General features: G+C 43.3%; 12 protein-coding genes. 9 read left to right on the forward strand and 3 right to left on the reverse strand.

Translation table 11 applies throughout. The features are described from left to right. Together ACYVGZ_RS10255 and ACYVGZ_RS10260 are read left to right on the forward strand one after the other, a co-directional pair. On the forward strand, window positions 1-412 hold a 412-nt coding region (locus ACYVGZ_RS10255; protein ID WP_460753758.1), incomplete at its 5' end, for a methyl-accepting chemotaxis protein. Between the two features lie 269 nt (window positions 413-681). Continuing rightward, on the forward strand, window positions 682-2,571 hold the full coding sequence (locus tag ACYVGZ_RS10260) for a methyl-accepting chemotaxis protein (RefSeq protein WP_460754900.1): 1,890 nt from the start codon (window positions 682-684) through the stop codon (window positions 2,569-2,571). A 64-nt stretch (window positions 2,572-2,635) separates the two neighbouring features. Here ACYVGZ_RS10260 and gltX read toward each other — a convergent pair whose 3' ends face one another. Further along, complete coding sequence (gene gltX / locus ACYVGZ_RS10265; RefSeq protein WP_460754903.1) at window positions 2,636-4,117, reverse strand: glutamate--tRNA ligase; 1,482 nt, start codon at window positions 4,115-4,117, stop codon at window positions 2,636-2,638. 114 nt (window positions 4,118-4,231) lie between these two features. Next, a complete protein-coding gene (gene xni, locus ACYVGZ_RS10270; protein ID WP_460754906.1) occupies window positions 4,232-5,014 on the reverse strand; it encodes a flap endonuclease Xni in 783 nt (260 codons plus the stop codon). 85 nt (window positions 5,015-5,099) lie between these two features. Between xni and ACYVGZ_RS10275 the strand changes: the two genes are divergently transcribed. Both ACYVGZ_RS10275 and ACYVGZ_RS10280 read left to right on the forward strand, forming a co-directional pair. Beyond that, window positions 5,100-6,341: a hypothetical protein gene (locus ACYVGZ_RS10275; protein WP_460754908.1), complete on the forward strand. Its 1,242-nt coding sequence runs from the start codon at window positions 5,100-5,102 to the stop codon at window positions 6,339-6,341. 173 nt (window positions 6,342-6,514) lie between these two features. Beyond that, window positions 6,515-7,840: a TolC family outer membrane protein gene (locus ACYVGZ_RS10280; RefSeq protein ID WP_460754912.1), complete on the forward strand. Its 1,326-nt coding sequence runs from the start codon at window positions 6,515-6,517 to the stop codon at window positions 7,838-7,840. Window positions 7,841-7,921: 81 nt separating this feature from the next. Here ACYVGZ_RS10280 and ACYVGZ_RS10285 read toward each other — a convergent pair whose 3' ends face one another. Further along, window positions 7,922-9,220, reverse strand: a complete 1,299-nt coding sequence (locus ACYVGZ_RS10285) for a M18 family aminopeptidase (RefSeq protein ID WP_460754915.1) — start codon at window positions 9,218-9,220, stop codon at window positions 7,922-7,924. A 124-nt stretch (window positions 9,221-9,344) separates the two neighbouring features. On the opposite strand from ACYVGZ_RS10285, the gene ACYVGZ_RS10290 reads away from it, so the two are divergent. The 5 genes from ACYVGZ_RS10290 (at window position 9,345) to ACYVGZ_RS10310 (ending at window position 14,497) form a co-directional block, all read left to right on the forward strand. Continuing rightward, complete coding sequence (locus tag ACYVGZ_RS10290; RefSeq protein ID WP_460754918.1) at window positions 9,345-11,378, forward strand: carboxy terminal-processing peptidase; 2,034 nt, start codon at window positions 9,345-9,347, stop codon at window positions 11,376-11,378. 64 nt (window positions 11,379-11,442) lie between these two features. Beyond that, window positions 11,443-11,772, forward strand: a complete 330-nt coding sequence (gene ybfE / locus ACYVGZ_RS10295; RefSeq protein WP_460754921.1) for a LexA regulated protein — start codon at window positions 11,443-11,445, stop codon at window positions 11,770-11,772. Between the two features lie 39 nt (window positions 11,773-11,811). Further along, entirely contained in the window at window positions 11,812-12,390 is a 579-nt protein-coding gene (locus tag ACYVGZ_RS10300; protein ID WP_460754923.1) for a thymidine kinase, read from the forward strand. Between the two features lie 2 nt (window positions 12,391-12,392). Then, a complete protein-coding gene (locus ACYVGZ_RS10305; protein ID WP_460754926.1) occupies window positions 12,393-13,304 on the forward strand; it encodes a recombination-associated protein RdgC in 912 nt (303 codons plus the stop codon). A 17-nt stretch (window positions 13,305-13,321) separates the two neighbouring features. After that, the gene (locus tag ACYVGZ_RS10310; RefSeq protein WP_460754928.1) at window positions 13,322-14,497 is read left to right on the forward strand and encodes a cation diffusion facilitator family transporter; all 1,176 of its coding nucleotides are present in this window, start codon (window positions 13,322-13,324) and stop codon (window positions 14,495-14,497) included. Window positions 14,498-14,500: the final 3 nt, after the last annotated feature.

The raw sequence follows: 14,500 nt of genomic DNA on the forward strand, positions 1-14,500 counted from the left end.
CTCAGTTGTTGCAGACGAAGTTCGTTCATTAGCAGAGAAAACGGTGGATGCAACAGGCAAAATCACCGACATCGTTAGCACTATCCAAACTTCAACCCAAACAGCAATCAGCACCATGAAAGAAGGCCAAGAAAGCTTACAAAATATTGAAGAGTATAGTGAAAAAGCTGACCTTGCTATCCAAGAAATTGAACAAAATGCACAGACTAGCTCTTCCTCTTCTGTAGAAATGGCCCGTTCAATTCAAGAAGTAGCAAAAACAGCCATTCACATGAGCGAAGAAATGGATAAAATTGCTCAGCAGCTTCAAAACGATAATAGCAGTATTAACAGTATTGAAGGCAACACTCGCCATATCCATGATCAGGTAAGCAGTTTAGACAGTAAAACCAACGTCTTTACAACCAAGTAAGCCCTCTACCCCATCACTAAAAAGCCCTTCATCTAATTAGGTGAAGGGCTTTTTAATGTTCATTCTAAAATGCTTTTGCTTCAATCTAGTGCAGTTTTAATATGCTTTTACAATGAATGACCTGTAAAATTCATCAAGACACATAATAAGCATGTAAAATTTAGTTCACTCCTTCTTATATTCAGAAAAAGCACTCTTATAAGTACTGGTATAGATTTTGCTTACAAAACACTACATTCATCATTATATTTAGTGTTTTAAGGTCTAACATGCTAAAAAACCTCAGCTTTCGAGCCAAGCTTCTACTGATTCTGTGCTCATCCATCATTGGCTTTATCGTCGTTAGCTTAATTGCTTTCAAGGGGCTGAATAGCCAAAACAGCGCTTTTGAGAAATTTCAAACTCTCAGTGAAGTAGATAAAAATCTAACTAACCTGACCCTATACATGGTTGAAAGCTATGAAAGCCTTAATCAAATAAACGATGCAAACAAGGAAACATTTGAAAACGAGCTTTTATCCACTAACAATAAACTGTTAACTGATCTAGTCCATTCCAGCCATGCTAGCCAGAGCCCTGAAGTCATTGAGGCCACCAAACAAGTTGAGGAAAACGTCCAGCAATACAACAATTCACTGATCGAACTCATTGATCAGACGAGCATTATTGGTTTTAACAACGACTCAGGTCTTAAAGGCCTGATTGCACAACTTAGTAACCAGGTGACGGAACAAATTGCTATCCTGTCTTTTATCAAAGAAGGCTTCGCTCCTTTAAGAGAAGCAGAAAAAAAATATCTTTTCGAACCGACTAGTGACCACTTCCAAGCTTTTGAAGCCAGCTTCGAAACTTTTTATAAACAAGTTACCGCTTTTCGTTTAGAAGACAAATTTGGCCCTTTATTAGATGAATATCAACAAAGCGTACAGCAGTTCAATAAGGCTAACCAAGCTTTAAGCGTCGCGACTGAACGTTTTTATACGCAAAAAGAAGCTTTAAAAAACAACCGCATCCTTGCCTCCGAGTTGATGCAAAAGATTATCGGCAATGCTCGATCGCAAGCTCAAGCACACTCTGAGCAAGCTAGTATTAGCTTAATTACAGGCAGTATTTTGGTCGCGATTTTGGTGGCTTTAAACATGCTTTGGGTCGGTAAAAGTGTAAATAGTACACTGGCTCAAATCATTCATGACCTCAATAAAGTTAAAAGTGGCGATCTCACGGCACTCTTGATGGTTAATCAAAAGCGTAATGACGAATTTGACTCTTTATGTACTTCGGTCAATGAAATGACCCAAGGACTTGGGTCCGTAATAAGCGACGTAGTCCATACCTCGAAAGAAGCCAATAAAATGGTAACCGAGCTAAATCAGTCCGTAGGAAATATTGCCGATAACAATCGGGCCGCAAGCGAGCAAACCACCTCTATCGCCACGGCAACAGAGGAAATTTCAGTTACAATCAGTAGTATATCCAATACAACGGAAGAGCTTAGTCAGCAATCCCAAAACACTTATGAATCGGCCAGAGTGGGTGCACAAACGATTAACAGCACGTTAACGAGCTTGGCAGATACCATCAACATTGTGACCAAAACAGGTCAGCAATTAGACACCCTTGGGCAACTATCAAAAGACATCGATAATGTGATTGGCATGATCAATGATTTAGCCAATCAAACCAATCTTTTGGCTTTAAATGCTGCCATTGAAGCGGCTCGTGCAGGGGAAGCGGGTAGAGGTTTTTCGGTTGTTGCAGATGAAGTTCGTTCTTTGGCTGAAAAAACCGTTGATGCCACCAGCAAAATCACACATATCGTTGACACCATTCAAACGTCGACTCAATCAGCCATCGCGACCATGAAAGAAGGACAAGATAGCCTACACAATATAGAGCAATTCAGCGAAAAAGCTGAGCTTGCCATAAAAGATATAGAACGTAATGCCCACACAAGTTCAACCTCTTCCATTGATATGGCCCGCTCCATACAAGAAGTCGCAAAAACGGCAGCTCATATGAGTGAAGACATGGATAAAATTGCCCAGCAATTGAAAACTGACAACTTAAACATTGAAAGCATTGCCAGAAATACCAACCTCATTCATAACCAGGTAGATGAGTTGGACCGCAAGACTCGTATTTTCAAGACCAGCAGCTAAGCTGTGAAAAATAGTAGGCTAAAAAAACCGCCATATGAGGCGGTTTTTTCTATAGAACCCAGGGTTACAAGGTTTGGTATTCTTTTTCCCAGCGCTTCGCTTCTTTTTTAGAAGGCCCACCTAATACGTTAACCGCTACACGTAACCTTGCTCGAGAAATATCAGACCCCAAAATAGCCATTGCATCAAACACTGAGACAGACGCACTGCTTCCAGATATAGCGACAAACAAAGGTGCAAAGAAGTCCTTCGGCTTAATTTCCATTGCCTGCGCTAGGGCTTTAAGCTCTGCAAATATGGCGTCTTTATTCCACTGATTAAGTGCTTCTAAACGCCACAAAGAAAACTGCATAGCCTTACGCAATGTCTCTTCTTCCATTTTTACCGATGAGAAATCCTCTTTAGTAATTGGCAACATCCCCTTCAAGAAGAAACCCGCCACATCAGCTACATCGGAAAAAGTTTCCACTCGTGGCATAACCAAAGGCAAAATCTGCATTAGGTATTCAGGGTTAAGAGCCCATTCAACGTATTTTTGCGCAAAGCTTTCAGGGCTAAGATTCTCACGAATCCACATGCCATTAAGCCAGCTAAGCTTCTCAACATCGAACACAGGCCCGCCAAGAGAAACTCGTTGGATATCAAAGTGTTCAATCATTTCGTCTAGGGAGAACTTTTCACGTTCATCCGGCATAGACCAGCCCATACGACCAAGGTAGTTAATTACCGCTTCTGACATGTATCCCATACGCTGATAGTACAGAATACTAGTTGGGTTTTTACGCTTAGACAGCTTGGATTTATCTGGATTACGCAACAACGGCATGTGACATAAAGTTGGCATATCCCAGCCGAAGTATTGATACAGCAGAATGTGCTTAGGCGCTGAGTTGATCCATTCTTCTCCGCGGATAACATGGGTGATCTTCATGAGGTGATCATCGACCACATTCGCTAGATGGTAAGTTGGCATACCATCAGCTTTAAGCAGAACCTGCATATCCACTTGAGCCCAATCGATTTCTATTGTGCCGCGTAGCATGTCTTGTACAACACAGACACCTTCTTCAGGCACTTTCATTCGAATTACATAAGGCTCATTAGCAGCAAGCTTTGCTTGTACTTCATCATCAGTTAATTTTAATGCGCGTCCATCATACTTTTGAGGCAAACCTTGCTCTTTTTGCTCAGCACGCATTTGATCCAATTCTTCTGGTGTTTCAAAAGCGTAGAAAGCATGTCCTTTTTCAACAAGTTCTTTAGCGTATTGAGCATAAATGTCACCCCGCTCGCTTTGACGGTAAGGCCCATATTCACCACCGACATCTGGGCCCTCTGCCCAATCTAGCCCTAACCAACGCAATGCATCTAAAATCATTTTTTCAGATTCTGGAGTACTACGAGTTTGGTCGGTATCTTCAATTCGTAGAATAAACTTACCGCCCATTTTACGCGCAAACGCCATGTTAAATAAGGCAATGTAAGCTGTTCCGACGTGGGGGTCACCCGTTGGAGATGGTGCGATTCGTGTTCTTACCTCAGACATATTTCTCTCATCTATCCGTTTTACAATTGGTGGGTATTATAGACGTCTCTCTGATTAGGAGTAAGGGGATAAGGCATTCTTTTAAGCTTTATTAGTCCTATATTATCCGCCTTGTTATTTTGCTTGGTACCTAAGTTGTGACAGTTTAATCCCAAGTTCTACATCTGTTCTTAGCGTGACAAGGTGGCGCGACTGCAGAGCTTGTTGCTGACCGCCATTAAGCAATTTTTGCAAACGCTCAGGAAAGTCAGTTAAGTGACCATAAATACCCTCAATGGTTGAATGTTGTTGCATAATATCGACGGCGGTTTTAGGTCCAATTCCTTTAACACCAGGAATACGATTCGTGGTGTCCCCAACTAACGCCCAATAATCATTTAGCTGCTCCGCTTGAACACCGTATTTTCCTGGCACCCAAGCGTTGTCATAACCAAGCTTTGCAAAATAATCATACTGTAATATCAAGGGGTTATGTAACAACTGGGTAAAGCCCTTATCTGTAGACACAACATAAGCTTTCACTCCATTACTGGCCGCTTTGACCGCTAAGGTCGCTATTAAATCATCGGCTTCCCAGCCAGCCATACGCAGACAGGGAAAGCCATTAAAACGAAACTGTTTGGCAAATGCTTCTAGGGAGTCAAGCAACACATCATCCATGGGAACTCGCCCCAATTTATATTCAGGATAAAGTTCATGACGCCAAGTCAACCCGCTGGAATCAAATACCACTACCGCATAGCTTGGAGAGAACTGCGTAGACAACTTGGCAAGGGCTTCAATGGTAATGCTTTGCGTGCGCTCAATTCTTCTTTCCGAGTCTTGTTCTGACTGCAAGGCAGCATATAGACGACGAATTAAATTTAAGCCGTCTACAATCAGTAGTTTTTTTTCCACGTATTACCCTTACATTTATCACAATGATTTGTTATTTAATGAAGTCATATTGGACACCCACTATTCTCAGATGTAAGGATGACATATGAAACCTACTCACTTTATCGCATTATTCGCCCTAAGTATTACCGCACCAGCTTTTGCGGCCCCCTTGCAGGCTGTCATTGGCCTAAACAGCAGCACCATTTTTGAACAAACAGTCAGTCAAACAGGCCCACAATTAAAGCCTATCCCAGCCAGTTTAGCTTCTTTGTCAGCCCAGCATACTGCCATAAGCCTACCACAAGATACTCCTTATCGTCCTTGGTTAGAGGCTTTGTTACAGAAGGTCAAAGTTGACCACAAGCAAGGTGACATAAGCTACCTAGGGAAACTCATCCATGTTGACAACCAATTAGCGCAGTTCTCTCTACAAACTGAACTGGGCACCATGCAGCTGCCAATCGCGGACTTTTATCTTTTACCTCTTGAGGGCAGTCAAAATAAACATCAGTCATCTTCTTATGGCCACTTCCCGGAGCAAGTTTATTACCAAACTAATCAACTTAGTTGGTCACCACAATTACGCTTAATCATTCAAGAGGATACGGTCACCATCTATCAAAACGCACTACTTCATAATAATTCAGACAAAAACATTATGATTGACCAAGGAATATTACATTTGTCTCATGACAATCCGATTCGACCCGTATCGCGTAAACTAGCCCTTGAATCAGCAGCAGACATGAGTCCGATACAATATTCAAATAATGAAATCAGCTATTCGTTGGAAACCAGTAAGCTCACGCTTGCAGCTTTCAGCGACCTAGTCTACCCATTACGAACCAGCCAAAATCCAATCACGGATAGACAACATAGAGCTCGTTTACCAGCCTATGGACAAAGAGGCTATAAACAGCCAATTCCTTTTAATAGTTATTTAACTGTCAGCCTTATAGAAGACACCATGCCTGGCGAGTATCAAACTTTTTGGCGCAGGGGAACACTACTGCTACCAGCTAACCACAATGTGTTATCGCATGCGCGCCAAGGCCAATCCATTGAAATTCAAACAGCTAAAAGCCAAGACATAAAAGGCACATTAACCTTAGTCGACAGCAGTTCAAATCGACTGCCCAGTACACAAACTTGGGAACTAGAGTTGACTAACCTTTCTGACCAACCTCAGCACTATGCCCTAACTCAGCAAACTCAAGGGGTTATTAAACAACTGATAGCAAAACAAGAGGTTAAAAAGCAGACCGCAAACAGTCTCAATCTCGAGGGAACTTTAAAGGCAAATGAGGTAAAACGAGTACGTTATAAAATCGAGCTAGAGCAATAAAAATGAAAAAATGTGGAAACCCCTTCACCCCAGCTCTAGAAAGGGTCAAATAAAGACAATCTGGGTTATGATATTGTCAATAATCATAACAGATATAGCTGGTTAATTAGTGCCGTGTACCCCGACTTCAGGGTATTATAACTTTAATTCATACTGAGAGCAGACAACTATCCATGAAAAAGCATATTATCGCATCACTAGTTTCGGCTTCCGCTGTACTAGGCAGTAGCGCTTCTCTAGCAGAAGGCTTATACGACGTATACAAACTAGCTAAAGCAAACGACCCAGGGCTTAGAGCTGCTGCTGCTACACTTGAAGCGGAGAAAGAAGGCGTTAATGTTTCTAAGGGCAACCTCTACCCTAGCATTACCTTTTCTGGAAGCTTAGGCTATGACAAAACGGATAGTCCTGCAGTAGACGACACTGGTGTCTCTAATTCCCTATCTCTTGATATGGATTATCCGATCTATTCCCCCGCTCTTAACTATGCAGTTGACGCCGTGGAGCTAATCTCTGAGAGCGCCTTCATTGATTACGAAAACACAGAAGAAGATTTAGCACTCACAACACTAACGGAGTACTTTGCCTTACTCACAGCTCAAGCCACATTAAAAACGACTCAAGCGCAAGTTAAAGCCACCGCAAGCCAACTTGACCGTGCTAAGAAACAATACGAAGTTGGTCTAGCTTCCATTACCGATTTACAAGACACCCAAGCTGAATATGATGCAGTACGAGTGACAGAGCTCAGCGCCCAATCTGATGTGGCCTACGCTCAGCAAGCCCTTTATCAGCGCACAGGTAAGGTCATCAGCAGCATTCCTGAGCTCGCTGATAACTTCCCTATTCAACTTGATCCAAACATGACAATTGAGTCTTTGCTTAACAAAGCACAACGTAACAACAAAGACTTACAGGTTTTAGATGTTGCCGTGAAGAGCGCTGAGAACAACATTAACATTCAAAAAGCCAGCGGTCGCACCCCCACAGTGGCCTTAACGGGTTCCCTATCAAGAACCAATTACGATTACAGCCCAAGTCGCACAGGGACAGATGGCGATACTAATTACGCATCCATTGCCTTAGGTGTTAGCATTCCTCTCTACAGTGGTGGTGCGATTGACGCATCGGTTCGTCAAGCGACGGCTTCCGCAACCTCAGCCAAGGAGCAAAGAGCGAGCGCCTTACAAGCAATTGAATTGAATGTTCGTTCCCTCTACCTTGACCTACAAACATCCGTTGCCCAAATTGCCGCTCAGCAGCAATTAATTGAATCCCGTAACAGTGCTCTAGAAGCGACCAAAGCCGGATATGATGTTGGAACACGCAACCTAGTAGAGCTGCTCGACGCCCAGTCTAATCTGTATGATGCGCAAAATACCTACGAAACCTTGCGCTACAACTTCTTAGTACAGCGTCTTAGCTTACTTGAAGCGATTGGCGAGTTAACCGAAGCGGAAATCAAAGATCTAGATCAATGGTTAGTCGCTAGCAATTAACCCTTAGTTCTTCACTAAAAAAATAGCCACTTCTTTGAAGTGGCTATTTTGTTTTAGACTTAGTTAGGCTAATCCATGCTTTTAGTGAGCAATGAGTTGCGCCCTCTGCGTAAAGCGTTTCAGGACTTTATAAAGTCCAAACGCATCTTCACTTCCTGCTAATTCTCTTATTGAGTGCATAGCAAACGTTGGCAAACCTATATCAATTGTCGGCACCCCAATTTCACCCGACGTAATAGGTCCAATCGTACTACCACAGCCCATATCACTTCGAACCACAAAACACTGTACCTGATAGTTTTCTTCGGCGGCAATATCTCGATAAATACTGGCTGTTTCGCTGTTGGTTGCGTAGCGCTGGTTTGCATTGACCTTAATAACCGCTCCTTGGTTGATCGTTGGAGCATGCAATTTATCGTGTTTAGATGCGTAATTTGGATGCAAGGCATGAGCATTGTCTGCCGAGACCAGCATAGACTTTTGTACCATTTGCACATATTGCTCGGGATTAGGGCAAAGACGGCGTAAAACATCATCTAAAAATGGGCCATTGGCACCACAAGCAGATAAACTGCCGATTTCTTCGTGGTCTGTACAAATCAGCAGGCTTGGTCGCTCAGCCGGAGCATCTAATAAAGCTTGTAGACCAACATAGCAGCTTAGCAGGTTATCTAAACGCGCCGAGCACAAATATTCCTCATTTAAACCAACCAGAGCGGGTGGTTGGGTATCGTAAAGGCTGATTTCAAAGTCCAAAACTTTATCCAATTCTAACTCTGGGTATTCCGTTAATAATTGCTTAGCCAATAACTCGTGCAATTCGAATTGATCATTGGCACCACTGATGATTGGCAATATTTCTTCTTGCGGATTGACCGAGAAGCCATCATTAACGCCGCGATTCAAATGAATAGCCAAATTAGGAATCACCGCTATGGGCGCTTTAAAATCGATTAGACGACTGCTTACGCTCCCTTTTTGTGTTTTATAGGTTACTCGTCCTGCTAAGGATAAATCACGATCCAACCAAGTGTGTAACAACACACCACCGTACACTTCCACACCTAATTGTTGATAACCAAAACGACTGACACTCGCATTAGGTTTGAGTTTTAAGCACGGGCTGTCCGTATGAGCACCAATCATGCGCATGCCAGTTTGGCTAAACTGAAGTTGCGGCGTAGTGAAAGCAATAATGGATGAGGCGTTACGAGTAACAAAATACTTGCCACCTTCTTCGATCACCCAATCATCTTGTTCAAACAGCTCCATATAGCCTGCTGCTAACAAGGCTTCACTCATGCTCTTAGTTGCATGAAAAGGCGTAGGAGAGTTTTGTAAAAAGGACAGTAAACCTTTATTAAAGCTTGAGTTATCCATAGTACCCTTATTGTCAATTTATTTAAAAAACATGACTTTCTTGTCAGTTCTGCTAGCTATCAGCCGCTGTGTCTAATATGATTTTACCTATGATTGATTCACAGACCAAGAGAACCCTTAACGGATGAAGTATAAACGTCTATTTATTTATCTTGTATCAGGCTATTTTTTTCTAACAACTCCCGCCTCTGCTTTTCAAGAATTACACCCTGATGCTGAATACGCCGATGTATCGAAAGAAGTTGTTGAGATGCTAGAAGGCATTCATTACAACAAGCCTCTAATTGATGATGCCATTTCTATACAGGCTTTTGATTATTATATCGACTCGTTAGATCCTACTAAGAGCTTTTTCTTGCAAAGTGACATTGACAATCTTTCTCAATACAAAGAGAAGCTCGATGACGCATTGCGCAGCGGCAATAGCGAAATAGCCTATACCATTTACAATCTTTATTTAGAACGAGTAGAAACTCGGCTCGAAAACATCGAAAGCCACCTACCTGAACTACTAGACAGCCTAGACTTTAGCCGAGATGAAACCATTAACCTTGACCCTGACTCAAGACAGTGGGCTCAAACTCAAGAAGAGCTAGACGATAACTGGCGCAAGCGTTTAAAAAATAGAGCCATTGTTTTAAAGCTTAACGGCGATACCGACGAAGAGATAGAAAAAGTCCTTACCAGTCGTTTCAAAAATCAGCTAAAACGAATTCATCAAACCAATGCCGTAGACGTATACCAAACCTTTGTTAATGCTATTGCGGCAGCCATTGACCCCCATACCACCTATTTTGCTCCACGGGCATCGGAAACCTTTAATATTAATATGAGTCTTTCCCTAGAAGGCATTGGTGCTGTATTACAAATGGAAGACGATTACACCAAAGTGGTACGTCTGATTCCAGGTGGCCCAGCCGACAAGCAAGGCATGTTAGCGCCTAATGATAAGATCGTTGGTGTCGGCCAAGAGGGTAAAGAGCCTGTTAATGTTATTGGTATGCGCCTTGACGACGTTGTGGACATGATACGAGGCGAACGCGGCACCACTGTCAATTTAGACATCATCCCTAGCAAGGGCTCCAGTCAGACCAAAAAGACCATCGAGATCGTTCGTGAAAAAGTAAAATTAGAAGACCAATCCGCCAAAAAAGAAATTGTAGAAGTAGAGCGTGGTGGAGAAACCTATAAGATTGGCGTCATTGAACTGCCTACCTTCTATTCAGACTTTGCCGCTTTACAAGCAGGCGATAAAGACTACAAAAGCTCCACCAGAGATACCAAACGCCTCATTGAGGAACTGCGTGAAGAAGGGATCGTTGCCCTCATATTGGACTTGAGAAATAACGGTGGTGGCTCACTTCAAGAAGCGAACAGTCTTACTGGACTGTTTATCCCGGCTGGCCCTACTGTGCAAATTCGAGATCAAAGTGGCCGAGTAACACCTTTAGGTGACCGTGACAGCAGTATTGTATACAGCGGCCCTATGGCGGTCCTAACCAACCGTATGAGCGCCTCTGCGTCTGAAATTGTCGCGGGAGCATTGCAAGATTATGGTCGAGCTTTGATTTTAGGAGACCAAACCTTTGGTAAGGGTACAGTGCAAGTACTGCAACCTGTAGACAAAGGCCAATTAAAAATCACTCAGGCAAAATTTTATCGAGTTTCAGGTGAAAGTACCCAGCATAAAGGAGTGGTTCCTGACATCAGTTTTCCATCCGCCATAGACAAAGATGAAGTCGGCGAAAGCGCGTTAGAGAACCCTCTGGTCTGGGATAAGATACATGAAACTCGTTACCCAGTGTATTGGGACATTCCAGCCTATCTTCCAATTTTAGAGCCACGCCACCAAGCTCGCATGGAGAAAGATCCGGATTTCATCGCCTTAGAAGGACAAATTCAATCTTTTAGTGAACAAGCTGAACGTTATAAAAACTTATCCTTAAACGAACAAGTTCGCCGTGCTGAACAAGAGCAGTTAGAACAACAAGAGCTTGACCGAGAAAACACACGCCGGGCGGCATTGGATCTTGAACCGATTGACTCCGTTGATGACATAGAGCCAACCGATAAACTGGTTTACTCTAAAGAAGCGGCTGAGATCTTGTTAGACTTCATTGCCACTAACCAGCACTTGGAACAAGAAAAAGCACAATAAGCATTCATTAACTGGCAGTATTCTCTATACTGCCAGTTTTTCATTTATCAGTAAGAAAGTTTTCATGGCTAAAGCGTCCTCAGACAGAAACACAATAGATCTATTTAATCGCCCAGTTGGGCGCCCTCGCAGTCAATCCTTACCAAGAAAAGATCAATTAAAGCGTAATAAAAGACTACAACGAGAGAAAGAAAAAGCACTGGGCCTACGTAGGCTTGAGTTACTAGTGGATCAAGAAACACTCGATAAACTTGATATGCTATGCGAGCAACAGGACATAAAGCGAGCTCAATGGGTCACTATGCAAGTTGCCTTAGCCTTCTCCAAACAACGGCTAAAAAAAGATCGTAAAAACACGAAAACGGCACCGCAAAAAAACGCCACTTTGTTATAATCTAGCGCTTTCATTTCTACTATGAGCAGCTTTTAAGCTATGGCTAAACTTTATTTTTATTATTCTGCCATGAATGCGGGCAAGTCTACTGTCTTATTGCAATCTGCCCACAACTATCAAGAGCGCGGTATGAACACCTTATTGATGACTGCTGCCTTAGACGATCGTTATGGACAAGGGCAAATTACCTCTCGTATTGGCATTCATGCTCCGGCCAGCTTATTTAATGCTGACACAAATATTCTAGCCATGGTAAAAGCAGAGCAAGCCAACAATCCGGTTCATTGCATTTTGCTCGACGAGGCTCAGTTCTTAACCAAGCAGCAGGTTTACGACTTATCCGAAGTGGTCGATCAACTGAATATTCCCGTATTAGCCTTTGGCATTCGAACGGACTTCCAAGGTGAGCTGTTTGCTGGTAGTCAAGCATTGCTGGCCTTGTCAGACAAGCTCATCGAACTCAAAACAGTATGCCATTGTGGTAGCAAAGCCACTATGGTCATTCGTTTAGATAGCCAAGGCGAACCGGTTAAAGAAGGCGCTCAAGTCGAAATTGGCGGCAATGATCGATACATTTCGGTATGCCGAAAACACTTTAAAGAAGCAGTGAGAACCTAATCATGTGGTTTACTAACGCGCAAATATTTCAGCTTAAAGATACAGAATCTCTGGATACCAACTTATTAGTAGATAGCTTGGCGAAATACCCACTAAAAGAATGTGGTTCCCAAGATGAATTTTCTTTTGGTTGGCTCCCCTTAATACGTAACAGCGAGCAATGGAGTTTAATAAACAACCGTTGCATACTGCTTCGTGCTGGTAAGGAAGAGAAAGTACTGCCTTCCGCCGTAGTACGAGAAGAACTGGAAAGCAAAATTGCTGAAATCGAATTGGTAGAAGGTCGCAAGGTCGGTCGTAAAGAAAAAAGCGATCTTAAAGACGAATTGGTTTTCACACTCCGCCCTAAGGCCTTTTCTAAGCGCACCGACATTTGGGCTTATCTTGATCTAGAAGCAAAAATCATGGTGCTCAATAGCACTAACGCCAGCATGACAGAGGCCCTTTTCAAGCATCTGCAAACAACCTTAGGCAGCTTTCAAATGACGCCGCTGCAAGCACAGGTTTCCCCAGGCGCTTTGATGACGGAATGGCTGGTTAACAACGAAGTTCCAGCCAGCTTAGAGACCGGTGATGAATGTGAAATCCAAGATGGCTCTGAAGACAAAGCCAAAATCCGTTTTAAATCGTTAGAGCCACTATCAGAAGATGTTACCCGCCACCTGGCGGATGGCATGACTGTTAAGAATTTAGCATTGCGCTGGGCTGACAAAATCAGCTTTGTACTCCATGAAGACCTGACACTGCGCAAAATAAAGTTCGACGACACCCTAAAAGACTCAGCCTTCAACGACTCGCAAGGTGGTGGTTTATCGGATATGGACGCTAATTTTGCCCTCATGTCATTAACGCTTAGAGAGTTATTTGCCAGTTACGCCCTCTGGTTTGAAATCAACACAAGTCAACATAACTAGCCCTAAATGGAAAGAACATGCCAGACTTAAAGCAAGAGCAACAGATCGCCCAACGTGTTACTTTAGTCGGCGCTGGTGCCGATGCAGCATTGGGTCTGGCTAAGATCTTAGCGGGTTACGCCTCTCATTCACAAGCCCTAATCGCTGATGGCATTCACTCCCTTTCAGACCTGGTGACGGATGTGTTTGTTTATATCGCGGCAAACAATGCTCGCCAAGGGCCCGATAAAAACCACCCTTACGGGCATTTAAGGTTTGAGACCTTAACCACTGTTCTATTAGGCATGGTGCTCATTCTAGTCGCGCTAGGCATTGGTTATGACGCCATTACCTCAGACAGTGAAGCTCAGTTCACCTGGTATGGCACCTTTGCTTTGGTGCTGACTATCTTAGTGAAAGAAGGCCTTTTCCATTACACCAAAAGAGCTGGTGAAAAAATCAGTAGCCCGCTACTTATTGCTAACGCCTGGCACAGCAGGACGGATGCTTTATCCTCTATCGCCGTATTAATAGGCTTAATAGGGGTATATTTTGGTGTCAGCTGGGCAGACACCCTAGCCTCTCTTGTTGTGGCTTTGCTTATAGGTAAAATGGCAATCAGCATGATGTGGGACAACCTAGCAGAATTAGTGGACACGGCCCCTGACCCAGAACTGATCGAACAGATCAAAGAAACCGCCAACAGTTTAAAAAACGTCGCCGCCCCCCACGATGTAAGGGCTCGCTCGATGGCGGGAAAAATTTATTTAGACATGCACATTCACGTTCCCAGCCACGGCAGTGTGAGTGAAGGGCACTATTTAAGCGACCTTGTGTCTTACACCATCAAACACGCCCACCCCCAAGTGGCAGACGTGATGATACATGTGGATACCGATGATAGAATCCAAAAAGATTCTATTGGACAAGAACAATCCACCAGCAAGCCTGATCACCTTAAGCTTCCAACAAGAGACCAGGTTCTAGCCGACTTTGGTTTTCTGTTAAGGCTACACAATGGTTATCTAGATTTACCTATGACCAAATTGCACTATCTTGGTAAACAGCTTTATGTAGAACTCATTGCAGACCCTGAACAGCTGCCATCTTCCCTCAGTATCAAACAGGCCACATACGCCATACAAACGGACCTACAAAGTGCCCACTATATTAGCCAAGTCGATGTATTCTGGCGCATTAAAGGCCAGATATAACAT

The sequence above is a fragment of the Marinomonas epiphytica genome (assembly GCF_054780655.1).